Below are 24,898 nucleotides of genomic sequence, written 5' to 3'. Positions count from 1 at the left end.
TTACGGTGTATATGTTAACCACGGCGAAAACTGAAGCTTCAAAGCTTAAGGGATCATGATGCAGAACGGCGCAATGAAGGCCTGGCTGGATTCCTCCTATCTGGCGGGCGCGAACCAGTCCTACATAGAGCAGCTCTATGAAGACTTTTTAACCGATCCTGGTTCCGTTGATGATAGTTGGCGTTCAATTTTTCAACAACTACCGACGACGGGTGTAAAACCTGATCAGTTCCACTCTCAAACTCGTGAGTATTTCCGTCGCCTGGCGAAGGATACCTCTCGTTATAACTCATCCATCAGCGATCCTGAAAATGATGCCAAGCAAGTTAAGGTGTTGCAGTTAATCAACGCCTTCCGCTTTCGCGGCCATCAACATGCCAACCTTGACCCACTCGGTTTGTGGAAGCAGGAGTCTGTTCCAGACCTTGAGCCTTCCTATCATAATCTGACCGAAGCCGATTTCCAGAACACCTTCAACGTCGGCTCTTTTGCTATCGGCAAAGAGACCATGAAGCTGTCTGACCTGTACGCAGCCCTGAAGCAGACTTACTGCGGCCCGATTGGCGCTGAGTACATGCACATTACCAACACCGAAGAAAAACGCTGGATCCAGCAGCGTATTGAGTCGGTGGTCGGGAAACCGACATTCAGCGATGAAGAGAAGCGCCGTTTCCTGAGCGAACTGACTGCCGCTGAAGGTTTGGAACGTTATCTAGGGGCTAAATTCCCGGGCGCTAAGCGTTTCTCGCTAGAGGGCGGCGATTCGCTGGTCACTATGCTGAAAGAGATGATTCGCCATGCGGGTAAGAACGGCACTCGTGAGGTCGTGCTGGGGATGGCTCACCGTGGCCGTCTGAACGTATTGATTAACGTGCTGGGTAAGAAACCGGAAGATTTGTTCGATGAGTTCTCTGGTAAGCATAAAGAACATCTGGGTACCGGTGACGTTAAATATCACCAAGGTTTCTCTTCAGATGTCGAAACTGAAGGCGGGCTGGTTCATCTGGCGTTAGCCTTCAACCCATCGCATCTGGAAATTGTTAGTCCGGTAGTTATTGGTTCGGTACGTGCCCGTCGTGACCGCCTCGACGAAGCTCGCAGCAACATGGTATTGCCAATCACCATTCATGGTGACGCGGCGATTGCCGGGCAAGGTGTGGTGCAAGAAACCTTGAACATGTCTCAGGCCCGTGGCTATGAAGTGGGCGGGACGGTGCGCATTGTTATCAATAACCAGATTGGTTTCACCACCTCGAACCCACTGGATGCGCGTTCTACCCAGTACTGTACTGATATCGCCAAAATGGTACAGGCACCTATTTTCCACGTAAATGCTGATGATCCTGAAGCTGTGGCGTTTGTTACCCGTCTGGCGTTGGATTTCCGTAACACCTTTAAACGTGACGTGATGATCGACCTGGTTTGCTACCGTCGCCATGGGCATAACGAAGCCGATGAGCCAAGTGCCACACAGCCAGTGATGTATCAGAAGATCAAAAAACACCCGACGCCGCGCAAAATCTATGCTGACAAGCTGACCGAGCAAAATATCGCCAGCCTGGAAGATGCCACGGAAATGGTCAACCTGTATCGTGATGCTCTGGATCACGGCGACTGTGTGGTGGAAGAGTGGCGTCCGATGAATCTGCAATCCTTCACGTGGTCACCTTATCTGAACCATGAATGGGACGAAGAATATCCAAGCAAAGTTGAGATGAAACGCCTGCAAGAGCTGGCGCGTCGTATTAGCCACGCGCCGGAAGCCATTGAAATGCAATCGCGTGTTGCCAAGATCTATGGCGATCGCGCCTTGATGGCCGCAGGCGAGAAGCCATTTGACTGGGGTGGCGCTGAAACTCTGGCCTACGCCACATTGGTAGATGAAGGTATTCCGATTCGTTTATCCGGTGAGGATGCGGGGCGCGGTACTTTCTTCCATCGTCATGCGGTAATTCATAACCAGAAAAATGGTTCTGTTTACGTGCCACTGGCAAATGTTCACAGTGGGCAGGGTAACTTCCAGGTATGGGACTCGGTGCTGTCGGAAGAAGCTGTTTTGGCATTTGAATATGGCTACGCCACGGCTGAACCTCGCACCCTGACTATCTGGGAAGCGCAGTTCGGTGACTTTGCCAACGGTGCTCAAGTGGTTATCGACCAGTTCATCAGCTCCGGCGAGCAGAAATGGGGCCGGATGTGTGGTCTGGTGATGTTGCTGCCACATGGTTACGAAGGGCAAGGTCCAGAGCACTCCTCTGCGCGACTGGAACGCTATCTGCAACTTTGTGCTGAACAAAACATGCAGGTATGTATCCCGTCAACGCCAGCACAGGTTTACCACATGATTCGCCGTCAGGCATTACGTGGTATGCGCCGTCCGTTGGTGGTCATGTCGCCTAAGTCGCTGTTGCGTCATCCGCTGGCGATATCTTCTCTGGATGAATTGGCGAATGGCAGCTTCTTGCCAGCGATTGGCGAAGTTGACGAGCTGGATCCGAAAGGCGTCAAACGTGTCGTGATGTGCTCAGGCAAAGTCTACTATGACCTGCTGGAACAGCGTCGCAAGAATGGGCAAACCGATGTCGCCATCGTGCGTATCGAGCAACTTTATCCGTTCCCGCATCAAGCTGTGCAAGCGGTGTTGGAACAGTTTGCTCATGTACATGACTTCGTCTGGTGTCAGGAAGAGCCGCTTAACCAGGGTGCCTGGTATTGCAGTCAACATAACTTCCGTGAAGTGATTCCATTTGGTGCTTCCCTGCGTTACGCAGGCCGCCCAGCCTCAGCTTCACCGGCAGTTGGATACATTTCCGTACACCAGAAACAACAACAAGCTCTGGTTAATGACGCGCTGACCGTTGAATAGCGAGCCGGTTAACACATAAAGGATAGAGAATGAGTAGCGTAGATATTAATGTTCCTGACCTCCCTGAGTCTGTCGCCGATGGCTCTGTAGCAACTTGGCACAAGAAACCGGGCGATAGCGTCAAACGTGATGAAGTGCTGGTTGAGATTGAAACGGACAAAGTGATTCTGGAAGTTCCGGCCAGTCAGGACGGTATTTTGGACGCCATTTTGGAAGACGAAGGTGCCACAGTCGTTTCACGTCAGGTACTGGGTCGTATTCGTCCAAGTGACAGTTCCGGCCTGCCGACGGAAGAGAAAAGTCAGAGCACTGAGTCAACTCCTGCTCAGCGCCAGACGGCTAGCCTGGAAGAAGAAAGCAACGATACCCTCAGCCCGGCGATTCGTCGTCTGATTGCTGAGCACTCTCTGGATGCAGCGGCAATCAAAGGCAGCGGTGTCGGTGGTCGTCTGACGCGTGAAGATATCGAGAGTCATTTGGCAAACCGCAAGTCGGCACCCGCAGCGGCAGCAGCCAAAGTTGAAACCGCAGCACCTGTCGCACCTATCGCCGGCCGCAGTGAAAAACGTGTTCCGATGACGCGCCTGCGTAAACGTGTTGCCGAGCGCCTGTTGGAAGCGAAAAACAGCACTGCAATGTTGACGACGTTTAACGAAATCAACATGAAGCCGATCATGGATCTGCGCAAGCAGTATGGCGAAGCTTTTGAGAAACGCCACGGTGTTCGTCTGGGCTTTATGTCCTTCTATATTAAAGCCGTTGTTGAAGCACTGAAACGTTATCCGGAAGTGAATGCTTCCCTCGATGGCGAAGATGTGGTCTACCACAATTACTTCGATGTCAGCATTGCGGTTTCGACTCCGCGCGGCCTGGTAACTCCAGTACTGCGTGATGTAGACACCATGGGCATGGCTGATATTGAGAAAAAGATCAAAGAACTGGCTGTAAAAGGCCGTGACGGCAAACTGAAAGTTGAAGAACTGACTGGCGGTAATTTCACTATTACCAATGGCGGCGTATTCGGCTCACTGATGTCGACTCCGATCATTAACCCACCACAAAGCGCGATCCTTGGCATGCATGCCATTAAAGATCGCCCAATGGCGGTAAATGGTCAGGTAGTGATTCTGCCAATGATGTATTTGGCACTGTCCTACGATCACCGTTTGATCGACGGCCGCGAGTCTGTTGGTTATCTGGTGACAGTGAAAGAGATGCTGGAAGATCCAGCTCGCTTGCTGCTTGATGTATAAAAAAGATAAATGACAAGGTCAGTCTGATTGCAAGGTGTTAATAACCTGCCTCCGCGCAATCAGGCTACCTGGAAGGCTTCGGCCCATCTCAGACCTTATATGGATAGAACATCATGAATTTACACGAATATCAGGCAAAACAACTGTTTGCTCGGTATGGCATGCCCGCTCCAACGGGTTACGCCTGTACCACACCGCGTGAAGCAGAAGAAGCCGCATCTAAAATCGGTGCTGGCCCGTGGGTGGTTAAATGTCAGGTACATGCTGGCGGTCGCGGTAAAGCGGGCGGCGTGAAACTGGTTAATAGCAAAGAAGATATTCGTGCTTTCGCTGAACAGTGGCTGGGTAAAAAACTGGTAACTTACCAGACAGATGCCCATGGCCAGCCGGTTCACCAAATTTTGGTTGAAGCTGCAACAGATATTGATAAAGAGCTCTATCTGGGCGCAGTTATTGACCGTAGCTCCCGTCGTGTGGTGTTTATGGCATCCACTGAAGGCGGTGTTGAAATTGAAAAAGTGGCTGAAGAGACACCAGAACTGATCCACAAAATCGCGTTGGACCCGTTGACTGGCCCGCAACCTTATCAAGGTCGTGAATTAGCCTTTAAACTGGGTCTGACTGGTAAGCAAGTGACTCAGTTCAGCAAGATCTTTATGGGTCTGGCAACCATGTTCCTGGAACGTGATTTGGCAATGGTCGAGATCAACCCACTGGTTATCACCAAACAAGGCGATTTGATCTGCTTGGATGGCAAGCTGGGTGCTGATGGCAATGCTTTGTTCCGCCAGCCTGAACTGCGCGAAATGCGTGACCCAAGTCAGGAAGATGCCCGCGAAGCACATGCTGCGCAGTGGGAACTGAACTACGTCGCGCTGGATGGCAACATTGGTTGCATGGTAAACGGCGCTGGTTTGGCGATGGGTACCATGGATATCGTGAAACTGCACGGTGGCGAACCGGCTAACTTCCTCGATGTTGGCGGTGGTGCCACCAAAGAGCGCGTGACTGAAGCCTTTAAAATCATTTTGTCTGATGACAAAGTGAAAGCGGTTTTCGTTAACATCTTCGGCGGGATCGTGCGTTGTGACCTGATTGCTGACGGCATTATTGGTGCGGTTGAAGAAGTGGGTGTCAACGTGCCGGTCGTGGTTCGTCTGGAAGGGAATAATGCCGAACTGGGTGCCAAAAAACTGGCAGACAGCGGTTTGAATATCATTGCTGCGACCAGCCTGACAGATGCGGCTCAGCAAGTTGTAGCGGCAGTGGGGGCTAAATAATGTCTATTTTAATTGATAAAAACACCAAAGTTATTTGCCAGGGCTTTACCGGTAGCCAAGGGACTTTCCACTCAGAACAAGCTATCGCCTATGGTACCAAAATGGTTGGCGGTGTTACGCCAGGCAAAGGCGGAACCCAGCATCTTGGTCTGCCGGTGTTCAATACCGTTCGTGAAGCTGTAGAAACGACCGGTGCCACAGCCTCTGTTATCTATGTGCCAGCGCCGTTCTGTAAAGATTCAATTCTGGAAGCTATCGACGCCGGTATAAAATTGATCATCTGTATTACTGAAGGCATCCCGACACTGGATATGCTGGTCGTAAAAGTCAAATTGGATCAATCCGATGCGCGCATGATCGGCCCTAACTGCCCGGGTGTTATCACCCCAGGTGAATGTAAGATTGGCATCATGCCTGGCCATATCCACTTGCCGGGTAAAGTCGGTATCGTTTCGCGTTCAGGCACTCTGACTTATGAAGCGGTAAAACAGACTACTGATATCGGTTTCGGCCAATCAAGCTGCGTTGGTATTGGTGGCGACCCAATCCCTGGTTCTAACTTTATCGATATTCTGAAGTTATTCCAGGAAGACCCACAAACTGAAGTCATCGTGATGATCGGTGAAATCGGTGGTAATGCAGAAGAAGAAGCGGCAGCTTATATTAAAGAGCACGTGACCAAACCTGTTGTGGGCTACATCGCCGGTGTAACTGCACCAAAAGGCAAACGTATGGGCCATGCTGGTGCCATCATTGCTGGTGGTAAAGGGACTGCGGATGACAAATTCGCTGCTCTGGAAGCGGCGGGTGTGAAAACCGTGCGTAGCCTGGCTGAAATTGGTAATGCGGTGAAAGCGGTATACCAAAGCAATAAGTAACAGCCGCTACCTCAATAGCACGCTCGACATAAAGGCCACCTTGCGGTGGCCTTTTTAATGCTCAATCAGAACTTATTCAAAGCAGTAATCAGTGCAATATCCGTTTGCGCTTGTTGCTTGGTTTGTTCAGTCGTGGCGCTGGCGGCTTGCTGCTGCAACGCCGTTAATGCCGCATTGTAACTGGCTTTATCCTTAAACAATTTATCTTTAACATTGATTGACGCAATGTTGGTATAACGGCCATCGGCAGTGGACGGTACTGAAATAGTCCCCTGATTAATCAGTTGCTTAACAATCTGCCGCTCTTTGTCATAGCCTTCTAATCCCACTAATTGCCAACGTTGCTGAGGTTTGCCCTCATACTTGCCGGACTTAACCACAGTCAGATAGCGAATAGTCAGATTACGGATAGTGCCTTCTTCTTCACCGTATTGTGCTTTACTGTCGGACAATATTGGGAATTTTTGCCCTTCGAGCACGCCACCTTTTTGTGTCAGATGGCCCATCCGATAACTGTTCATTCCCAGATGAATTGGGGTGATATCAATGACAGGGGTACCATCAGTAAGCCGTAAATCGGTGATCCGCGAACCCACCGGCTGGCGCAAATCAATGGTATAAGTCACGCCATCAAAGAAATCATTGGTTGAATATTTTGAGGCTCGGCGTTGCGGATTAAAGCTGTAAGTGACATCCCCCGGTTTGACTTGGTTAAAGTAGCCCGCCGACCACTCCATATATTGCTTTAACTCTTTGCCGGTTAGAGAATAAACCGTGATTTCACCGCCAGCATATTGATAGTTAAATGCAATGTCTTTAGCGGTGATATCACCGACATCCAGCTTGGGATGGTCATTATCAATCTGCAAGGCGATGACCTGCGCATGGGGAGCATAATAATGAGCTGCTTCCTGATACAGAGCGCTGATACCTGTGTCCTGCACATGCACTTGAGGAATGCCTTTAATCTCATCCGGCGGCACCAGATTGCTACCACTCAACTTAGCAATAACCCGATTAGCATTGGCGCGCAAAATGTCATGGTAAGGCTGGTAAATAGCTTCCAGCGTTTTATCTGACTTAATGCCTTGGATAGGGTAGGTATAGCTGTCTTTGTCGATGAGTTGGTACTTGCCATCTCGCTGTTCAAATTTCAGGTCAATACGGGACAGTGCGCGGCCGTATTTATCCGGCTCGGTAATAATAACGCCATTAACCACGGCCTTATCAATCTTCACATGCATATGGCCAGCAACTATAGCTGCGAGTTCTGGGTTGGCTTTGGCTATATCGCCAACACCCGTTCCTGGCCGCTGATTTTCATTATCTATCCCCATATGAGCAACCAGCACAATGGCATCGACTTGCGGCTGGATTTGCTGAATAACCTTTTTCACTTCCTGCACCGGATCAGTGAAATGGATACCATTGATGCGGCCGGTTCCCTGAGCGAACTCGGCAGTCATTGGGGTATCCATGCCGATGATGCCAATTTTAACTCCTTGGCGCTCAATAATTTTATAAGAGGGTAGGTAGGGTTTACCTGAATCCCAGAAAATATTACCCGCCAGCGCAGTACCGTCGAATTGCTTAAGAGAGGTAGAAAGGATTTTTAAGCCAAAATCAAACTCATGGTTACCCATCACCCAGGCGTCATATTTCAAGGCATTAAAGCCGAGAATCATCGGGCTGATGGGCTCATTCTTAAAGGTTTCAACAAAGTTGCCCTGAATGGTATCACCGGCATCAACCAAAATAATGTTGGGCTGCTCGGCGCGGATTTTCTGCACTTTGGTGGCGATTTGGCTCAGGCTACCGGCCAGATTTTCACTGTCCGTGGCATAGTCCCACGGCACAAAAGTGCCATGTAAATCAGAGGTGCCCAAGATAGTGACGTCGACTTGCGGTGCGGCGATGGCGGTGGTGCTAACACAGAGTAAGGTGGTGAGTGCTATTTTTTTCATTGTAGGGGATTCAATATTTTATCAAGTAATAGCACTTTATCATGCAACAAAATGGCAACACTAGCGAACGCTTCCCTCAGAATAGACTAATATATTCATGTAAAACTCGAAATTGTGATTTAACTCACCCTGAAACTAATAAATTTAAAAGTTAACTTGGATCGCATAATAACGACGTAATAAAGCATTAGATAAACCATAAAATTACATTTTATTAACAGTTCTGGATTATATAAAAACAATCAAACTTTTAATTAACATGAAAAAGAATTAATTGTTCTAAATCAAGTTTTGAATATGGCAATAATGTTCATATGGGCTTAAATTGTTCTGGATCAAACTATGACATTATGGGCAAATGGCCTATTTGTTGACCTGTATCCAGAACTCTAAGCTGGGTCACGTAAAATCCTATTTATTGTGTGGGATTAGAAGCGTACTATTACCGCGGTGTAATACTGGGTAGTTGATATTGTTATTTTTGTTGTGTTTTTTTGGGCATTCACTGCGGGTCAATATGAGATTTCCAATTAACATGGAGGTCGCGTTACCGCAAGTCGGAGTCTTCCTGCGAGGAGCAAGGAGTCAAGATGTTTGATATTGTCGAACTGTCACGGTTACAGTTTGCCTTAACGGCAATGTACCATTTCTTATTTGTCCCACTAACGCTGGGTATGGCGTTTATGTTGGCAATTATGGAATCGGTTTATGTGCTGTCTGGTAAACAAATCTATAAAGATATGACCAAATTCTGGGGCAAGTTATTTGCTATTAACTTTGCTCTGGGGGTTGCCACTGGTTTGACTATGGAGTTCCAATTCGGGACTAACTGGTCATATTTCTCACATTACGTCGGTGATATCTTCGGTGCCCCTCTGGCAATCGAAGGTTTAATGGCGTTCTTCTTAGAATCTACTTTTGTCGGTCTATTCTTCTTCGGTTGGGATCGCCTGAGTAAACACCAGCATTTGGCCGTAACCTGGCTGGTTGCATTAGGCTCTAACTTCTCTGCGTTGTGGATCTTGGTTGCTAACGGCTGGATGCAAAACCCGATTGCGTCTGACTTCAACTTTGAAACCATGCGTATGGAAATGCTGAGTTTCTCAGAACTGGTTCTAAACCCAGTCGCTCAGGTGAAATTCGTTCACACTGTGGCTGCTGGTTATGTTACCGGTGCCATGTTTGTTCTGGGTATCAGCTCTTACTATCTGCTGAAAGGCCGTGATATTCCGTTTGCTAAACGCTCCTTTGCTATCGCTGCAAGCTTCGGTTTAGCTGCAACGCTGTCTGTTATCGTGCTGGGTGATGAATCTGGCTATGAAATGGGTGACGTGCAGAAAACCAAACTGGCTGCGATTGAAGCGGAATGGGAAACTCAACCACCTCCGGCAGCCTTTACGCTGTTTGCCATTCCTAATCAGGAAACCATGGAGAACCGGTTTGCGGTTCAGATCCCCTTTGCATTGGGCATTATCGCTACCCGCTCACTGGATACACCGGTGATTGGTTTGCGTGATTTGATGTCTCAGCATGAAGTGCGGATTCGTAATGGTATCCAGGCTTACCATCTGCTTGAACAGTTACGTAATGGCAATACTGATCCGGCGGTACGTGAAGCCTTCAATAAAGCGAAGCAAGATCTTGGCTATGGCATGCTACTCAAGCGCTATACAGAAAACGTAACAGACGCGACTGAAGAGCAAATCCAGTTAGCCGCCAAGGACTCTATCCCGCGTGTTCTGCCGCTTTACTTCGCATTCCGCATCATGGTGGCTTGTGGCTTCCTGATGTTACTGATCATCGGCCTCTCGTTCTATAACGTGGTTCGTGGTCGGATTGGCGAGAAGAAATGGCTACTGCGTGCCGCATTGTACGGTATTCCGTTACCGTGGATTGCAGTTGAAGCAGGTTGGTTTGTGGCTGAATATGGCCGTCAACCTTGGGCCATCGGTGAAGTGCTACCGACAGCAATTGCAAACTCATCCGTCACTGCTGGCGACATTCTGTTCTCCATGGCACTGATTTGTGGTTTGTACACGCTGTTCCTGGTGGCAGAGATGTACCTGATGTTCAAATTCGCGCGCCTTGGGCCTAGCAGCCTGAAAACTGGCCGCTATCATTTTGAACAGCCGACTGCCCCAGTGCAGGAAGCACGGTAAACAGGAGTCCACTTATGTTTGATTATGAAGTATTACGATTTATCTGGTGGCTGCTGATCGGTGTGCTGCTGATTGGTTTCGCAGTCACCGATGGTTTCGACATGGGCGTCGGTATCCTGCTGCGTATCATCGGTAAAAATGATACAGAACGCCGCATTATGATTAACTCGATTGCCCCTCACTGGGATGGTAATCAGGTTTGGCTGATTACAGCGGGTGGGGCACTGTTCGCTGCCTGGCCAATGGTGTATGCAGCTGCATTCTCCGGCTTCTATATTGCGATGATTCTGGTATTGGCTGCGTTATTCTTCCGTCCGGTCGGTTTTGACTACCGTTCTAAGCTGGAGAATAGCCGCTGGCGCAACATGTGGGACTGGGGCATCTTCATCGGTAGCTTCGTGCCTGCAGTTGTCTTCGGTGTGGCATTTGGTAACTTGCTGCAAGGTGTGCCATTCCACATGAATGAGTACATGCGCCTGTTCTACACGGGTAACTTCTTCCAGTTACTGAACCCGTTTGGCCTGTTAGCAGGGGTTGTCAGCTTGACCATGCTGGTCACCCAAGGGGCAACTTATCTGCAAATGCGTACTCGTGGTGAGTTGCATCTGCGTTCCCGTGCCGCTGCGCAAATTTCCGCGCTGGTCATGGGCGTTGCATTCTTGCTGGCCGGTATCTGGTTAGTTAACGGTATTGATGGCTTTGTGATTACTTCAGTATTGGATAGAGCTGCTGAATCTAACCCGATGCGCAAAGAAGTCGCACATCAGGCTGGTGCATGGTTGATTAACTTCAACAAGTACCCAAGCTTGTGGGCGCTACCTGCACTTGGAGTGATTCTGCCACTGTTCACTATTATACTGTCGCGTCTTGAAAAAGGGGCTTGGGCCTTCTTATTCTCATCACTGACGATTGCTTGCGTGATTCTGACCGCCGGGGTCACCATGTTCCCGTTCGTTATGCCATCAAGCACTATGCCAAATGTCAGTCTGACAATGTGGGATGCAACATCTAGCCTGTTGACGCTGAAAGTGATGACCATTGTTGCGATCATCTTTGTTCCTATCATCTTGATTTACACCAGCTGGTGTTATTACAAAATGTTCGGGCGCATTGATAAAGACTTTATCGAAAACAACAAGCACTCACTGTACTAAGGAGCATAAAGCATGTGGTATTTTGCCTGGATTCTAGGGACACTTCTGGCCTGCTCCTTTGGTATCATTACTGCTCTGGCGCTGGAGCAGAGTGAAGCCAACGCAGCAGCGAAAGCCGCTAACAATGGCAATGATGATGTTGTCCGATAAGCTATACGATTTAATGGATAAGGGCCCTTTACGGGCCCTTTCACTGGTGCTCGCATTTGCTGTGGCTTTCTGTGTATTTTGGGACCCTTCGCGTTTTGCGGCGGCAACCAGCTCACTTGAAGTCTGGCAAGAGGTATTTATCGTGTGGGCAGTGTGTACCGGTGTGATTCATGGCGTTGGTTTTCGCCCTAAGCGGGTGTGGTTGCGTGCTTTTTTCTCACCACTTCCTGCAATTGTGATCTTGGGCGCGGGATTATTCTACTTTTTTGTCTAATCTGAGTACGTTTCGCCTAATCTGAATACAATCTCTCCTTTATGGGCCGCTTGGCCCATAATTATTTTCGTTCTATTCTCGCAAGTGATTCCAAAGCTTAACGCTCTTCAGTATAGTGTGTCCGTTAACTGCATTACTGGGAAGTAGAGTGAGTAATACGTTGTTTCGATGGCCGGTTCGTGTCTATTTTGAAGACACCGATGCTGGTGGCGTGGTTTACCACGCGCGCTACGTTGCCTTTTACGAAAGGGCGCGCACGGAAATGTTGCGCCAACGCAATTTTCACCAGCAGCAATTGCTCAGTGAGCATGTCGCTTTCGCTGTCCGCCGCATGACGGTAGAATACCTGGCGCCTGCACGTCTTGATGATATGCTGGAAGTTCAGAGTGAAATTACCGCAATGCGTGGAGCTTCTCTCACGTTTGCTCAACGAATTCTCGACTCACATGGCAATCTTCTGAGTAGTGCAGAAGTATTGATCGCATGTATCGATCCACACCAAATGAAGCCAAGAGCGCTTCCTAAGTCTATTGTCGCGGAGTTTAAGTAGTGGCTGACATGAACATTCTGGATTTATTCCTGCAGGCAAGCCTATTCGTTAAGCTTATCATGCTGGTATTGATGGGCTTTTCTATTGCTTCATGGGCGATCATCATTCAGCGAACGCGTATTCTGAATGCTGCCACCCGCGATGCAGAGGCTTTCGAAGATAAATTTTGGTCCGGCATTGAGCTGTCCCGTCTGTATCAAGAAAGTCAGGCTCGTCGCGATACGCTTGGTGGTTCCGAGCAAATCTTCCATTCTGGATTTAAAGAGTTTGCTCGTTTACATCGTGCAAACAGCCACGCACCCGAAGCTGTGATTGACGGCGCTTCTCGTGCGATGCGTATCTCTATGAACCGTGAATTAGAAGCGCTGGAAACCCATATTCCTTTCCTTGGTACTGTTGGTTCTATCAGCCCATATATCGGTCTGTTTGGTACAGTATGGGGGATTATGCATGCCTTTATTTCTCTGGGTGCCGTCAAGCAGGCGACCTTACAAATGGTTGCGCCAGGTATTGCTGAAGCACTGATTGCTACGGCAATCGGTTTGTTTGCTGCAATCCCTGCTGTTATGGCATATAACCGCCTGAACCAGCGTGTGAATAAACTTGAACAAAACTATGACAACTTCATGGAAGAGTTCATTGCTATTCTGCATCGCCAGGCTTTTGCCAGCGCCGAGAGCAAATAAGTAGGGGGTTGTATGGCGCGAGTACGTGGTCGTAAACGTCGCGAGCTTAAGTCTGAAATTAACATTGTTCCCTTGCTTGACGTTTTACTGGTGCTATTGCTGATCTTTATGGCGACCGCGCCTATTATCACGCAAAGTGTTGAGGTAGATCTCCCTGACGCGACGGATTCAAAAACCGTTTCCAGTGATGACAATCCTCCGGTCATTGTCGAAGTATCAGGTGTGGGTCAATATTCGCTGGTGATTGACCATCAGCGGATGGAGCAACTGCCTTCAGAGCAAGTCGTGGCAGAGGCTCAAGCAAGATTGAAAGCAAATCCGAAGACCGTGTTCCTGATTGGTGGTGCTAAAGAGGTTCCTTATGATGAAATTATTAAGGCCCTTAATATGCTGCATCAGGCTGGAGTGACGTCGGTGGGCTTAATGACTCAACCGATATAAATTTGTGTTGATATTGGCTGGATTGATAGCAAATCCAGCCAGTAGATACCCTGTTTTTAGCAGTTCCGTTTTTTAGAAATAGAGCGCGGACATCGAGTGTGGAAATCGAGCGTGGGTAAGGCAACCGAGCAAAATGATAAGCTGAATCGCGCCATTATAGTGTCGGTGGTTCTGCACATCATATTGATTGCCCTGTTGATTTGGGGCTCTCTGACGCAGACGACTGAAATGGGCGGCGGCGGTGCAGGCGGCGAAGTTATTGACGCCGTCATGGTCGATCCGGGCGCGGTGACCGAGCAGTATAACCGTCAGCAACAGCAGCAGACGGACGCTAAACGCGCGGAGCAGCAACGCCAGAAAAAAGCCGATCAGCAAGCTGAAGAACTACAGCAGAAGCAGGCGGCAGAACAACAACGCCTGAAAGAATTGGAAAAAGAGCGTCTGCAAGCACAGGAAGATGCAAAGCAGGCGGCTGAAGAACAGAAGAAACAAGCCGCTGAACAGCAAAAAGAGGCCGCAGAGCAACAGAAAACTGCTGCTGCCGCTGCTGCCAAAGCGAAAGAAGAGCAGAAGCAGGCTGAAGCAGCTGCGGCCCAGGCCAAAGCAGAGGCCGATAAACTGGTGAAAGCACAGGCTGAAGCTCAGAAGAAAGCCGAAGCTGAAGCCAAGAAAGAGGCTGCTGTAGCCGCTGCGGCGAAGAAACAAGCTGATGCTGACGCGAAGAAAGCGGCAGAAGAGGCGAAAAAGGCTGCCGCAGAAGCTGCTGAAAAGAAAGCTGCTGCTGATGCTGAGAAAAAAGCGGCCGCCGATGCTAAAAAAGCCGCTGCTGCTGAGGCTAAGAAGAAAGCTGCCGCAGAAGCCGCAGCTGCAACGGATGTTGATGACTTATTTGGCGGCTTGGCAAACTCCAAGAATGCGCCGAAAAGTGGTTCAGGTGCTGGCGCTGCTGCAGCCGGTAAAGGTGGTGGCAAGAAGAGCGGGGCATCAGGTGCTGATGTCAGTGGCTATCTGGGCCAGATAACTGCCGCGATCCAAAGTAAATTTTATGATGCAGATCTTTACAAAGGCCGTACCTGTGATCTGCGAATTAAATTGGCACCAGATGGTCTATTAATTGATGTTAAAGCGGAAGGGGGCGACCCGGCACTGTGCCAGGCTGCAATCGCCGCGGCAAAACAAGCAAAAATTCCTAAACCTCCAACTGCGGATGTTTATGAAGTGTTTAAGAATGCTCCGCTTGTATTTAAACCTCAATAAGGTTTGATTGACTGGGATATAACTCTGTTAATCAACCATGGATTATGTAGTTTTGTTTGCGTTGGTTTGTTAAAATTCTGCTAATTATCGCGGGCATCCCGCTCGGATAAGGGAGATAAGATGAAGCAGGCATTTCGAGTAGCGCTAGGCTTTTTAGTTTTATGGGCTTCTGTTTTACATGCAGAAGTTCGAATTGAGATTACCCAAGGGGTAGACTCGGCTCGCCCAATTGGGGTTGTTCCATTCAAATGGATGGGGCCAGGTACACCACCAGAAGAAATTGGCGCTATTGTCGGCGCGGATTTACGTAATAGTGGTAAATTTAACCCAATTGATGCGGCGCGCATGCCACAACAACCTTCCACAGCAGCTGAAGTAACACCTGCGGCCTGGACTGCGTTGGGTATTGATGCCGTTGTTGTTGGTCAGGTTCAACCAAGTGCTGATGGCAGCTACGTGGTTTCTTACCAGTTAGTGGATACTTCTGGTGCGGCCGGTAGCGTTTTGGCGCAAAATCAGTATAAAGTAACCAAGCAATGGCTACGTTATTCTGCGCATACTGCCAGCGACGAAGTATTTGAAAAGTTGACAGGGATTAAAGGTGCTTTCCGTACCCGTATTGCCTATGTTGTGCAAACTAACGGCGGCAAATTCCCACATGAATTGCGGGTTTCTGACTACGATGGCTACAACCAGTTTGTTGTGCATCGTTCTCCTGAACCTTTGATGTCACCAGCCTGGTCTCCAGATGGTAGCAAAATTGCTTATGTAACTTTTGAGAGTGGCAAATCAGCACTGGTTATCCAGACGCTGGCCAATGGTGCAATTAGACAAGTGGCTTCATTCCCTCGTCATAATGGTGCTCCAGCCTTCTCACCGGACGGTTCTAAACTGGCCTTCGCGCTATCTAAAAGCGGCAGCCTGAACTTGTATGTTATGGATCTGGGGTCTGGCCAAATAAGCCAAGTGACTGATGGTCGTAGCAATAACACCGAACCAAGCTGGTTCCCGGATAGCCAGAATTTGGCTTATACCTCGGATCAGGGTGGCCGTCCACAAGTGTATAAAGTGAATATTAATGGCGGTGCACCTCAGCGAATCACGTGGGAAGGTTCTCAGAACCAGAACGCAGATGTGAGTCCTGATGGTAAATTCCTGGCATTGGTTAGCTCCAATGGCGGGGCACAACACATCGCCAAACAGGATCTAGTAACGGGAGCCGTTCAAGTATTAACGGACACGTTCCTGGATGAAACGCCTAGTATCGCGCCTAACGGCACCATGGTTATCTATAGCTCGACACAAGGGCTGGGAGCCGTGTTACAGCTGGTCTCGACTGATGGGCGTTTCAAAGCGCGTCTTCCGGCAACTGATGGACAGGTCAAATTTCCTGCCTGGTCGCCGTATCTGTGATGCATGTGTAAATACGTATGTATGGCAAACTATAAAAAAGGATCAAAGAGATGCAACTGAACAAAGTGCTGAAAGGGCTGATGTTGGCATTGCCAGTTCTGGCTATCGCTGCTTGTAGTTCTAACAAAAGCGCAAATAATGACCAATCTGGCATGGGCGCTGGCACTGGTACAGAAAATGGCAGCAACCTGTCTTCCGAAGAGCAAGCGCGTCTTCAGATGCAAGAACTGCAAAAGAACAATATCGTTTACTTCGGCTTCGATAAATACGATATCGGTTCTGACTTCGCTCAAATGCTGGATGCACATGCTGCATTCCTGCGTAGCAACCCATCTTACAAAGTTGTTGTTGAAGGCCACGCGGATGAACGCGGTACGCCAGAATACAACATCGCGTTGGGCGAGCGTCGTGCAAACGCAGTGAAAATGTATCTGCAAGGTAAAGGCGTTTCTGCTGACCAGATCTCTATCGTTTCTTACGGTAAAGAGAAACCAGCAGTACTGGGCCATGACGAAGCAGCGTTCGCTAAAAACCGTCGTGCAGTTCTGGTTTACTAAGAGAATCGCATGAACAGTAACTTCAGACGTCACTTAGTGGGTCTGTCGTTACTGGTTGGCGTAGCGGTCCCATGGGCCGCTACTGCCCAAGCGCCAATCAGTAATGTCGGCTCCGGCTCGGTAGAAGATCGGGTCACTCAACTTGAGCGTATTTCCAACGCTCACAGCCAGCTATTAACTCAACTTCAGCAACAATTATCAGATTCGCAACGCGATGTAGATAGTTTACGCGGTCAGATCCAAGAAAATCAGTATCAGCTCAATCAAATTGTTGAGCGGCAAAAACAGATCTATCAGCAGATGGATAGTCTGGGTAGTGGTCAGGGGGCGTCGACTTCAACGCCTGCGGCTGCTGGCGCTGCGACAGATAATGCAGCGACAGGAAGTTCTGATACTGCCACCGCAGGCGCAGCAGCGGCTACAGCGGCACCTGCAGCAAGTACTGGTGATGAAAACAGCGATTATAATGCTGCGGTTTCTCTGGCGCTTGAGAAAAAGCAATATGATCAAGCGATCACTGCTTTCCAAAGTTTTGTGAAGCAGTATCCAAAGTCGACTTACCAGCCTAATGCCAACTACTGGCTAGGGCAGTTGTATTACAACAAGGGTAAGAAAGACGATGCCGCATATTATTATGCTGTTGTAGTAAAAAATTATCCCAAGTCTCCAAAAAGTTCAGAAGCAATGTTTAAAGTTGGGGTGATCATGCAGGATAAAGGCCAAAGCGATAAAGCGAAGGCGGTTTATCAACAAGTGATCAAGCAATATCCCAATACCGATGCTGCTAAACAGGCACAGAAACGTTTATCTGCTCTTTAGCCTTTTTCGAGCCCAGGAATTGGTCGCATTGACTAATTTCTGGGCTTTAGCGAGCGAAGAACAAGCAGTTAAACGTATTAACAGAAATTTAAGTTGCACTGTGAAGAGAAATTAGTAATATATGCCGCCGTTGCCAAGACAACTGTAAAACGTTAAAGCAGCAGGAAATTATAGTAGGCAGTAACGCATAATGGGTCGTTAGCTCAGTTGGTAGAGCAGTTGACTTTTAATCAATTGGTCGCAGGTTCGAATCCCGCACGACCCACCATTATGTTTTGTAGTAAAGAATTAAGCAGTACCGCATGACAGCGGGTCGTTAGCTCAGTTGGTAGAGCAGTTGACTTTTAATCAATTGGTCGCAGGTTCGAATCCCGCACGACCCACCATTTATATCGAATAGGCAGGATTTCAAATCGTTGGGATGAGAACCGTTAAAGGTTCGAGTCGAGCGAAGCGAGACAACAATGCATAGCGTTGGCCTGAAAGGTGAGTCCGCAGGACGAATAATCCCGCACGACCCACCATTCTTCCGAAGTTCGGTTTGAATGTAAGAAGTTGAAATCATCGCAACGATATTCCTCTTCCTGTTTTGTCTCGCAGTATTTTCTAAAGTGTTTAAGCAATAATACATAATGGGTCGTTAGCTCAGTTGGTAGAGCAGTTGACTTTTAATCAATTGGTCGCAGGTTCGAATCCCGCACGACCCACCATTATGAAGAACTGTAGGGCGATCAAATCGTGGGATGAGAACCGTTAAAGGTTCGAGCCGAGCGAAGCGAGACAGCAACGCGCTAGCGTTGACCCGAAGGGCGAGTCCGTAGGACGAGTAATCCCGCACGACTGGCAATGAATTGTCATTAAGCAGCAATACATAATGGGTCGTTAGCTCAGTTGGTAGAGCAGTTGACTTTTAATCAATTGGTCGCAGGTTCGAATCCCGCACGACCCACCATTATATCAAGTACCTCAATAACTCCTCCAAACCCAGAAATCACATACACAAAATCGTGTGGGTGAGACCCTGCGTTCAGGTTCGAGCCGAGCGAAGCGAGACAGCAACGCGCTAGCGTTGACCCGAAGGGTGAGTCCACAGGACGAATCATCCCGCACGACCCACCATTATGTCGTAAGCAGTACCGCATTATTCTCCCAATCACTCTCTTCTCTTTTACTCATCCCACTCAAAAACCTTTTTATCCTCTTCTTATTCTCAATATAAACCCTATAATCTTCTAATATCTCTTCTACCACTTAATTTCCCACCTCATTTTTAACTCTATTAAACATTTTTGCCATTATCAGACAAAATTTGGCGACTTTTTGCTAAATATTGAGTATTTTGTTTAGGATAAAAAACAAACCAATCTTACTGGCGACCTGAGATGTACAATGGCGCCGGAATCACTGGCAATAGAGATGTGAGCGATGAGCGAAACTTTTGATGTGAATGCGGCTATTTATCCTTTCCCTCCGCGACCTGTCCCGCTGGATGTGGATCAAAAAGCCTTTTACCGTGAGAAAATCAAAACACTGCTAAAGCAGCGCGATGCCGTGTTGGTCGCTCACTATTATACTGACCCCGAAATCCAGGCTTTAGCCGAGGAAACCGGCGGTTGTGTGGCTGACTCCCTTGAAATGGCGCGATTTGGTAATAATCACCCTGCATCTACCTTGCTGGTCGCTGGCGTACGCTTTATGGGGGAAACCGCCAAAATACTTAATCCAGAAAAACAAGTATTGATGCCTACTCTCAATGCTGAATGCTCACTGGATTTAGGTTGCCCGGCAGATGAGTTTGCCGCGTTTTGCGACAGTCACCCTGACCGCACTGTTGTGGTATACGCCAATACTTCGGCCGCCGTAAAAGCCAGAGCCGATTGGGTGGTAACCTCCAGTATCGCCGTTGAATTAATTGAACACCTCGATAGCTTGGGCGAGAAAATAATCTGGGCCCCTGATCGTCATCTTGGCAATTATGTACAGAAAAAGAGTGGGGCGGATGTACTGTGCTGGCAAGGGGCGTGTATCGTCCATGACGAGTTTAAAACCCAAGCACTGGCCCGGATGAAAGCATTACATCCCGATGCTGCGGTATTGGTCCACCCGGAATCACCACAGGCGGTGGTTGATATGGCTGATGCTGTCGGATCGACCAGTCAATTGATTCAGGCGGCAAAAACACTGCCGCAGAAAAAACTGATCGTGGCAACAGACCGGGGCATTTTTTACAAGATGCAGCAGGCTTGCCCGGATAAAGAGTTATTCGAAGCACCGACCGCCGGTGAAGGGGCAACTTGCCGAAGCTGCGCACATTGCCCATGGATGGCGATGAATGGTCTCAAGGCGATTGCTGAGGGGCTGGAGCAGGGTGGGGTGATGCATGAGATACATGTTGATGAAGAATTGCGTCAGCAGGCGCTGATACCCTTGAATCGCATGCTGGATTTTGCCAATCAACTCAAATTGCAGATCAAAGGTAATGCCTGAGCAGTGAAGAGTACCTAATAACCCTCATACTCAGCTAATGACCCCCAAAGAACTTGGCGTTGCAGGTAGGCGGCTAATCACCTCGCGGCTTTAAGTACGAAGGGCAGAAGATAAAAGGACTGTCAGATGGATTTCTTCAGTACAAGCAACATATTGGTACATATTCCGCTAGGGGCAGGAGGCTATGACCTGTCGTGGATTGAGGCCATTGGGACGCTATTTGGCTTGTTGTGTATCTGGTTCGCCAGCAAAGAGAAAATCATCAACTATTTGTTTGGTTTGATTAACGTGACGCTGTTCGCGGTGATTTTCTTCCAGATCCAGCTTTATGCCAGTTTATTACTCCAGCTGTTCTTCTTCGTAGCCAATATTTATGGTTGGTATGCCTGGAGTAAACAAACCCCCGATAACCAAGCTGAATTGAAAATTCGCTGGTTGTCCTTGCCAAAAGCATTGGCGTGGGGAGCGGTCTGTGTGGGCGGTATCACTTTGATGACATTGCATATTGATACGGTATTTGCCTGGCTTACCCGTGCGGCGGTGACGGTAATGCAAAGCTTGGGTGCTAATGTGCAAATGCCAGAGTTGCAGCCAGATGCCTTCCCATTCTGGGACTCCACCATGATGGTCTTGTCGATTGTGGCGATGATCCTGATGACGCGCAAATATGTTGAAAACTGGCTGATTTGGGTGGTGATTGATGTTATCAGTGTGGCAATTTTCGCCTATCAAGGTGTCTATGCCATGGCGTTGGAATATGTGTTACTGACGCTGATTGCGCTGAATGGTTCTTGGTTGTGGATCAAGAGCGCGGCGCGGAATCATTCTCGCCCACTGTCCCCCCAAAGTTAGCAATACCAAAGTTCAATAGATTTTGCGTGAAAGTATTCGTCAGGCGAGCTTCTGTCAGTGGTCAGCCACCGCAGAATACTCGCCTGATTGGCTTTCACCTTCAATGATGGTGATGGTGGTGCCCTTCGGTGCTGACGGCCTGATTGATAGCACAATCAGGGGCTCGACAGTGCTGATATTCCATCTGAATGGTGGCATGACCAATATTGTAATGGTGCAGTAAATAATGCTGGATACGTTGCAATAACTCATCATTATCTTGTGGCGGGATCACCTGCACATGCAGTGTCATTAGCCGCTGGTCGCCGACTTGCCATAGATGGATATGATGGGCATCCCGCACTTCATATATATTGGTGCATAAGTCTTTGCGCAGTTTGTTGATATCAATCTCTTGCGGCGCACCTTCCAACAGCTCGTGAAAACTCTCTTTCAACAACCGCCAGGCACTGCGTAGCACCAAGACGGAGACCAGGACCGACAGAATCGGGTCAATTGGTGTCCAGCCGGTGGTGAGGATAACCACCGCCGCGACAATGGCTCCTACAGAGCCTAATAAGTCGCCAAGTACGTGCAAGGCGGCGGCTCGGACATTGATATTCTTCTCTTCCTCTCCCCGATGAAGTATCCAGAAGCAGAAAATATTCGCGAATAACCCGAGGATAGCGATGACTAACATCGGAATTCCCATGACCTCATGGGGGGAAAAGAAGCGGCGAACCGCCTCCCAAACAATCAATACTACAATCAGCAACAATGCTGCTGCATTAACAAAAGCCGCCAGCGTCGTCAGACGCAAATAGCCAAAGGTATGGCGAGAGTCGGGTTTTCGCTGTGAAAAATGCACTGCCATTAATGCAATAAAGAGCGCAGCAGAATCGGTCAGCATATGCCCAGCATCAGCCAACAGTGCCAGTGAACCCGATAGCCAGCCACCAATGGCCTCTGCCACCATAAATACCGTGGTGACAGCGAAGGCAACCAGCAGCCGCTTACTATTGCTGTCTTGCGGGAAAAACGATGATGCAGCCATATTTATCCTTTCACCATGGGTCATAAAATGCGAGCACAAAACCAGATGGTTGATGTTAACTCTGATAGGATTTCATTCAAAGATTGATACGCATTATAGATTAATGTGAGTGTTGCGGTTTTTCTGTGCTGAGCCTCTAATGCAATAAAGTAGATTTACAGCGGTCAATTCACCCGCTAGATTGGTTCAGTTAGATTGCTAAAATAATGGTTGTGCGATGACCGTCAGAGACTTAATGGAAGAACTATGAATTACCTGAATGATGACCTACGGATTAATGAAATTAAGGAACTCCTGCCACCTGTTGCTTTGTTAGAGAAGTTTCCGGCCAGTAATCATGCCGCCGAAACTGTCGCCAAGACTCGCACGGCTATTCACAACATTTTGCGCGCTCAAGATGATCGCCTGCTGGTGGTGATTGGCCCATGCTCGATTCATGACACTCAGGCGGCAAAAGAGTATGCGGCTCGTTTACTGACGCTGCGTGAAGAGCTACAAGGTGAGCTGGAAGTGGTAATGCGCGTGTATTTTGAAAAACCGCGTACTACGGTAGGTTGGAAAGGTCTGATTAACGATCCGCACATGGATGGTAGTTACGATATCAATGATGGTCTGCGTATTGCGCGTAAGTTGCTGTTGGACATTAATGATAGCGGCTTACCGGCTGCGGGTGAGTTTCTGGATATGATTACCCCGCAATATTTGGCTGACCTGATGAGCTGGGGAGCTATTGGCGCTCGGACGACGGAATCTCAGGTTCACCGTGAGCTGGCTTCTGGCCTCTCTTGCCCGGTTGGTTTTAAAAATGGTACTGATGGCACCATTAAAGTGGCTATTGATGCCATCAATGCCGCCAGTGCGCCGCACTGTTTCCTGTCAGTGACCAAGTGGGGTCACTCTGCGATTGTTAATACCGCAGGTAACGATGATTGCCATATCATTCTGCGCGGCGGTAAAGAGCCAAACTACAGCAGCGCACATGTTGCTGAAGTTAAAGCTGGGCTGAGCAAAGCAGGTCTGGAACCACAAATCATGATTGATTTCAGCCATGCTAACAGCAGCAAGCAGTTTAAAAAGCAGATGGAAGTGGGTACCGATGTGTGCCGCCAGATTGCTCAGGGCGAAAAGTCTATTATGGGCGTGATGATCGAAAGTCATCTGGTGGAAGGTAATCAGAATCTGGAAAGTGGCGAGCCACTGACTTACGGCAAGAGTGTCACCGATGCCTGTATTGGCTGGGAAGATACGGAAGTGTTGCTGCGTCAGTTGTCGAACGCGGTGAAAGCGCGTCGTCAGTAAGCTTTTGTGCTGGTCATTTAAGTTGCTCGACAAATAAAAACCCCCGACATTAATGATGTGCGGGGGTTTTTTAATGGCGCTAATCAGGAGTAATTACTTAGCTTTACCCTGATTGGCAACAGCAGCAGCTTTCGCGGCGATCTCTTCCGCATTGCCCAAATAGTAGTGCTTGATGGGTTTGAAGTTTTCATCAAACTCATACACCAATGGCACGCCAGTTGGGATGTTCAGCTCAAGAATTTCTTCTTCGTTCAGGTTATCCAGATATTTGACCAGAGCACGCAGCGAGTTACCGTGGGCGGCGATAATCACACGCTCACCACTGGCAATACGTGGTTTGATAACTTCTTCCCAGTAAGGGATAACACGTTCAATGGTCAGTGCCAGGCTTTCAGTGGTTGGCAGCTCTGCATCGGTTAATTTTGCATAACGTGGGTCATGGCCTGGGAAACGCTCATCGCTTTTTTCCAGCGCAGGAGGGGTGATAGCAAAACCACGACGCCACAATTTAACTTGGTCATCACCGTATTTAGCTGCGGTCTCGGACTTATCCAGACCTTGCAGAGCGCCATAATGACGTTCATTCAGCTTCCAGGTTTTTTCGGTTGGCAACCAAGCTTGGTCCAACTCATCCAGAATGCTCCACAGGGTGTGGATTGCGCGTTTCAGTACTGAGGTGTAGGCGAAATCAAAAGTAAAACCTTCGTCTTTCAACAGCTTACCCGCTGCTTTTGCTTCAGTACGGCCTTTTTCAGACAAATCAACGTCATACCAGCCAGTGAAGCGGTTTTCGTTGTTCCATTGACTTTCACCGTGACGTACCAGAACCAGCTTTGTTACTGCCATAGTTCGAACTCCTCAAGTAACTAATTTATTCAATGATAACTATTATCATTATATTGCGGGATTGCCGCAGACAGCAATCGTTTGTGTTTAACCATAGCCAATTTTTTACATTAGCGTAAGAGTGGGCGTCGAATCGATTCTGCAAAATCTGTAACCAATTAATATATGGAATATTAAATACCCCATATACCCGTAGCTTGTGAAGCCGCAGGGGCGTTAGCTGCGCCTACCTGCGACTCCAAGGGCTTTGGTTATGAATGGTTATTATAGAGGGGGGGGTTAAGCCGCTTTTTTCAGGCAAGTGCTCATAAAGGTTTTGCGGGCATCGCCTTTTAACTCTTTGGTGGCGGCTTCCGCGTTACAGCTTTTCATTTTCTGCTGCTGCGGCGTCAGCGCTTTTTCATCAGGATGAACCTGTGCTTTTAGGCACTGGCTCATGAATTTCTTCCGGTCATCGCCTTTCAGTGATTGGGTGGTCGCCTGCTGATTACAATCGGTCATTTTTTTCTGCTGGGCGGCTTGTGCGGGCGAGGGGGTCTTAGCCGTCTCTGCTGCCATCACATTGGCACTGAGTAATAATCCGGCAGAGAGCAACCATAGGGTAGTTAGACGCATATGAGTTCCCTTTATTGAGGCACTGTTTATATAAGGAAAGTTGGATTCTGCGAGGCGTCAGTACG

Annotated in this window: 22 protein-coding genes, 4 tRNA genes and 3 other RNA genes; 25 read left to right on the top strand and 4 right to left on the bottom strand. The window is 48.6% G+C overall.

Going from position 1 to position 24,898, the window contains the following annotated elements; genetic code table 11:
- Positions 1-58: 58 nt before the first annotated feature.
- The 4 genes from sucA to sucD all read left to right on the top strand — a co-directional run bounded on the left by sucA (position 59) and on the right by sucD (position 6,277).
- Complete coding sequence (sucA, locus tag N0H69_RS18275) at positions 59-2,866, top strand: 2-oxoglutarate dehydrogenase E1 component (protein WP_050107765.1); 2,808 nt, start codon at positions 59-61, stop codon at positions 2,864-2,866.
- Between the two features lie 29 nt (positions 2,867-2,895).
- Complete coding sequence (gene odhB, locus N0H69_RS18270) at positions 2,896-4,119, top strand: 2-oxoglutarate dehydrogenase complex dihydrolipoyllysine-residue succinyltransferase (protein ID WP_050122430.1); 1,224 nt, start codon at positions 2,896-2,898, stop codon at positions 4,117-4,119.
- 113 nt (positions 4,120-4,232) lie between these two features.
- Positions 4,233-5,399 (top strand): ADP-forming succinate--CoA ligase subunit beta, encoded by a 1,167-nt coding sequence (sucC, locus tag N0H69_RS18265; RefSeq protein ID WP_050107761.1) that lies wholly within the window; start codon positions 4,233-4,235, stop codon positions 5,397-5,399.
- Positions 5,399-6,277, top strand: coding sequence for a succinate--CoA ligase subunit alpha (gene sucD / locus N0H69_RS18260; RefSeq protein ID WP_025377611.1), 879 nt, complete (start codon positions 5,399-5,401; stop codon positions 6,275-6,277). The genes sucC and sucD overlap by 1 nt, the downstream gene beginning before the upstream one ends.
- Positions 6,278-6,342: 65 nt before the next feature.
- On the opposite strand, the gene N0H69_RS18255 is transcribed toward sucD, so the two are convergent.
- Positions 6,343-8,241 (bottom strand): bifunctional metallophosphatase/5'-nucleotidase, encoded by a 1,899-nt coding sequence (locus N0H69_RS18255; RefSeq protein WP_050151602.1) that lies wholly within the window; start codon positions 8,239-8,241, stop codon positions 6,343-6,345.
- Between the two features lie 590 nt (positions 8,242-8,831).
- Between N0H69_RS18255 and cydA the strand changes: the two genes are divergently transcribed.
- The 20 genes from cydA (at position 8,832) to pnuC (ending at position 21,040) form a co-directional block, all read left to right on the top strand.
- Positions 8,832-10,400, top strand: coding sequence for a cytochrome ubiquinol oxidase subunit I (gene cydA / locus N0H69_RS18250; RefSeq protein ID WP_050107757.1), 1,569 nt, complete (start codon positions 8,832-8,834; stop codon positions 10,398-10,400).
- Between the two features lie 14 nt (positions 10,401-10,414).
- The gene (cydB, locus tag N0H69_RS18245) at positions 10,415-11,554 is read left to right on the top strand and encodes a cytochrome d ubiquinol oxidase subunit II (RefSeq protein ID WP_050107756.1); all 1,140 of its coding nucleotides are present in this window, start codon (positions 10,415-10,417) and stop codon (positions 11,552-11,554) included.
- Positions 11,555-11,566: 12 nt separating this feature from the next.
- The gene (gene cydX / locus N0H69_RS18240; RefSeq protein WP_004712290.1) at positions 11,567-11,704 is read left to right on the top strand and encodes a cytochrome bd-I oxidase subunit CydX; all 138 of its coding nucleotides are present in this window, start codon (positions 11,567-11,569) and stop codon (positions 11,702-11,704) included.
- Positions 11,691-11,978 carry a cyd operon protein YbgE gene (ybgE, locus tag N0H69_RS18235; protein WP_172665444.1) on the top strand — a complete coding sequence of 96 codons (288 nt, stop codon included), beginning with the start codon at positions 11,691-11,693 and terminating at the stop codon, positions 11,976-11,978. Before cydX ends, ybgE begins: the two co-directional genes overlap by 14 nt.
- Before the next feature lie 148 nt (positions 11,979-12,126).
- Complete coding sequence (gene ybgC, locus N0H69_RS18230) at positions 12,127-12,528, top strand: tol-pal system-associated acyl-CoA thioesterase (protein ID WP_005165498.1); 402 nt, start codon at positions 12,127-12,129, stop codon at positions 12,526-12,528.
- Positions 12,528-13,214 carry a Tol-Pal system protein TolQ gene (gene tolQ / locus N0H69_RS18225; RefSeq protein ID WP_004393307.1) on the top strand — a complete coding sequence of 229 codons (687 nt, stop codon included), beginning with the start codon at positions 12,528-12,530 and terminating at the stop codon, positions 13,212-13,214. Before ybgC ends, tolQ begins: the two co-directional genes overlap by 1 nt.
- Positions 13,215-13,226: 12 nt before the next feature.
- Positions 13,227-13,655: a colicin uptake protein TolR gene (gene tolR / locus N0H69_RS18220; protein WP_004712292.1), complete on the top strand. Its 429-nt coding sequence runs from the start codon at positions 13,227-13,229 to the stop codon at positions 13,653-13,655.
- A 111-nt stretch (positions 13,656-13,766) separates the two neighbouring features.
- Positions 13,767-14,912, top strand: a complete 1,146-nt coding sequence (gene tolA / locus N0H69_RS18215) for a cell envelope integrity protein TolA (RefSeq protein WP_050122425.1) — start codon at positions 13,767-13,769, stop codon at positions 14,910-14,912.
- A 120-nt stretch (positions 14,913-15,032) separates the two neighbouring features.
- A complete protein-coding gene (tolB, locus tag N0H69_RS18210) occupies positions 15,033-16,325 on the top strand; it encodes a Tol-Pal system beta propeller repeat protein TolB (RefSeq protein WP_004712294.1) in 1,293 nt (430 codons plus the stop codon).
- A 50-nt stretch (positions 16,326-16,375) separates the two neighbouring features.
- Complete coding sequence (gene pal / locus N0H69_RS18205; RefSeq protein WP_004393299.1) at positions 16,376-16,882, top strand: peptidoglycan-associated lipoprotein Pal; 507 nt, start codon at positions 16,376-16,378, stop codon at positions 16,880-16,882.
- Between the two features lie 9 nt (positions 16,883-16,891).
- Positions 16,892-17,701 carry a cell division protein CpoB gene (gene cpoB, locus N0H69_RS18200; protein WP_050107752.1) on the top strand — a complete coding sequence of 270 codons (810 nt, stop codon included), beginning with the start codon at positions 16,892-16,894 and terminating at the stop codon, positions 17,699-17,701.
- Positions 17,702-17,893: 192 nt separating this feature from the next.
- Positions 17,894-17,969 (top strand) — tRNA-Lys (locus N0H69_RS18195).
- A gap of 42 nt (positions 17,970-18,011) precedes the next feature.
- Positions 18,012-18,087 (top strand) — tRNA-Lys (locus tag N0H69_RS18190).
- Between the two features lie 15 nt (positions 18,088-18,102).
- Positions 18,103-18,225: non-coding RNA, RtT sRNA (locus N0H69_RS18185), on the top strand.
- 110 nt (positions 18,226-18,335) lie between these two features.
- Positions 18,336-18,411, top strand: a tRNA-Lys gene (locus N0H69_RS18180).
- A 14-nt stretch (positions 18,412-18,425) separates the two neighbouring features.
- Positions 18,426-18,548: non-coding RNA, RtT sRNA (locus N0H69_RS18175), on the top strand.
- A 29-nt stretch (positions 18,549-18,577) separates the two neighbouring features.
- Positions 18,578-18,653 (top strand) — tRNA-Lys (locus tag N0H69_RS18170).
- 41 nt (positions 18,654-18,694) lie between these two features.
- Positions 18,695-18,820: non-coding RNA, RtT sRNA (locus N0H69_RS18165), on the top strand.
- 306 nt (positions 18,821-19,126) lie between these two features.
- Entirely contained in the window at positions 19,127-20,188 is a 1,062-nt protein-coding gene (gene nadA, locus N0H69_RS18160) for a quinolinate synthase NadA (RefSeq protein ID WP_050151603.1), read from the top strand.
- 126 nt (positions 20,189-20,314) lie between these two features.
- Entirely contained in the window at positions 20,315-21,040 is a 726-nt protein-coding gene (gene pnuC / locus N0H69_RS18155; protein WP_050107748.1) for a nicotinamide riboside transporter PnuC, read from the top strand.
- Between the two features lie 100 nt (positions 21,041-21,140).
- Here the strand turns inward: pnuC and zitB are convergent, their stop codons facing one another.
- Entirely contained in the window at positions 21,141-22,073 is a 933-nt protein-coding gene (gene zitB, locus N0H69_RS18150) for a CDF family zinc transporter ZitB (RefSeq protein ID WP_050107747.1), read from the bottom strand.
- Between the two features lie 246 nt (positions 22,074-22,319).
- Here zitB and aroG point away from each other — a divergent pair, with 246 nt between their 5' ends.
- A complete protein-coding gene (gene aroG, locus N0H69_RS18145) occupies positions 22,320-23,372 on the top strand; it encodes a 3-deoxy-7-phosphoheptulonate synthase AroG (RefSeq protein WP_050122423.1) in 1,053 nt (350 codons plus the stop codon).
- Between the two features lie 93 nt (positions 23,373-23,465).
- On the opposite strand, the gene gpmA is transcribed toward aroG, so the two are convergent.
- Complete coding sequence (gene gpmA / locus N0H69_RS18140; protein WP_050107745.1) at positions 23,466-24,218, bottom strand: 2,3-diphosphoglycerate-dependent phosphoglycerate mutase; 753 nt, start codon at positions 24,216-24,218, stop codon at positions 23,466-23,468.
- A gap of 279 nt (positions 24,219-24,497) precedes the next feature.
- Positions 24,498-24,833, bottom strand: a complete 336-nt coding sequence (locus tag N0H69_RS18135; RefSeq protein WP_050107743.1) for a PsiF family protein — start codon at positions 24,831-24,833, stop codon at positions 24,498-24,500.
- Between the last annotated feature and the right edge of the window lie 65 nt (positions 24,834-24,898).

This window comes from Yersinia alsatica (assembly GCF_025133195.1).
Taxonomy (GTDB): domain Bacteria; phylum Pseudomonadota; class Gammaproteobacteria; order Enterobacterales; family Enterobacteriaceae; genus Yersinia; species Yersinia alsatica.
This window is presented reverse-complemented; position numbering and strand designations above follow the sequence as displayed.

Excerpts from the sequence above, each read along its gene's own strand:
- sucA (WP_050107765.1), top strand. The coding sequence starts at position 59 with ATGCAGAACGGCGCAATGAAGGCCTGGCTGGATTCCTCCTATCTGGCG.
- odhB (WP_050122430.1), top strand. The coding sequence starts at position 2,896 with ATGAGTAGCGTAGATATTAATGTTCCTGACCTCCCTGAGTCTGTCGCC.
- sucC (WP_050107761.1), top strand. The coding sequence starts at position 4,233 with ATGAATTTACACGAATATCAGGCAAAACAACTGTTTGCTCGGTATGGC.
- sucD (WP_025377611.1), top strand. The coding sequence starts at position 5,399 with ATGTCTATTTTAATTGATAAAAACACCAAAGTTATTTGCCAGGGCTTT.
- N0H69_RS18255 (WP_050151602.1), bottom strand. The coding sequence starts at position 8,241 with ATGAAAAAAATAGCACTCACCACCTTACTCTGTGTTAGCACCACCGCC.
- cydA (WP_050107757.1), top strand. The coding sequence starts at position 8,832 with ATGTTTGATATTGTCGAACTGTCACGGTTACAGTTTGCCTTAACGGCA.
- cydB (WP_050107756.1), top strand. The coding sequence starts at position 10,415 with ATGTTTGATTATGAAGTATTACGATTTATCTGGTGGCTGCTGATCGGT.
- cydX (WP_004712290.1), top strand. The coding sequence starts at position 11,567 with ATGTGGTATTTTGCCTGGATTCTAGGGACACTTCTGGCCTGCTCCTTT.
- ybgE (WP_172665444.1), top strand. The coding sequence starts at position 11,691 with ATGTTGTCCGATAAGCTATACGATTTAATGGATAAGGGCCCTTTACGG.
- tolR (WP_004712292.1), top strand. The coding sequence starts at position 13,227 with ATGGCGCGAGTACGTGGTCGTAAACGTCGCGAGCTTAAGTCTGAAATT.
- tolB (WP_004712294.1), top strand. The coding sequence starts at position 15,033 with ATGAAGCAGGCATTTCGAGTAGCGCTAGGCTTTTTAGTTTTATGGGCT.
- pal (WP_004393299.1), top strand. The coding sequence starts at position 16,376 with ATGCAACTGAACAAAGTGCTGAAAGGGCTGATGTTGGCATTGCCAGTT.
- cpoB (WP_050107752.1), top strand. The coding sequence starts at position 16,892 with ATGAACAGTAACTTCAGACGTCACTTAGTGGGTCTGTCGTTACTGGTT.
- nadA (WP_050151603.1), top strand. The coding sequence starts at position 19,127 with ATGAGCGAAACTTTTGATGTGAATGCGGCTATTTATCCTTTCCCTCCG.
- pnuC (WP_050107748.1), top strand. The coding sequence starts at position 20,315 with ATGGATTTCTTCAGTACAAGCAACATATTGGTACATATTCCGCTAGGG.
- zitB (WP_050107747.1), bottom strand. The coding sequence starts at position 22,073 with ATGGCTGCATCATCGTTTTTCCCGCAAGACAGCAATAGTAAGCGGCTG.
- aroG (WP_050122423.1), top strand. The coding sequence starts at position 22,320 with ATGAATTACCTGAATGATGACCTACGGATTAATGAAATTAAGGAACTC.
- gpmA (WP_050107745.1), bottom strand. The coding sequence starts at position 24,218 with ATGGCAGTAACAAAGCTGGTTCTGGTACGTCACGGTGAAAGTCAATGG.
- N0H69_RS18135 (WP_050107743.1), bottom strand. The coding sequence starts at position 24,833 with ATGCGTCTAACTACCCTATGGTTGCTCTCTGCCGGATTATTACTCAGT.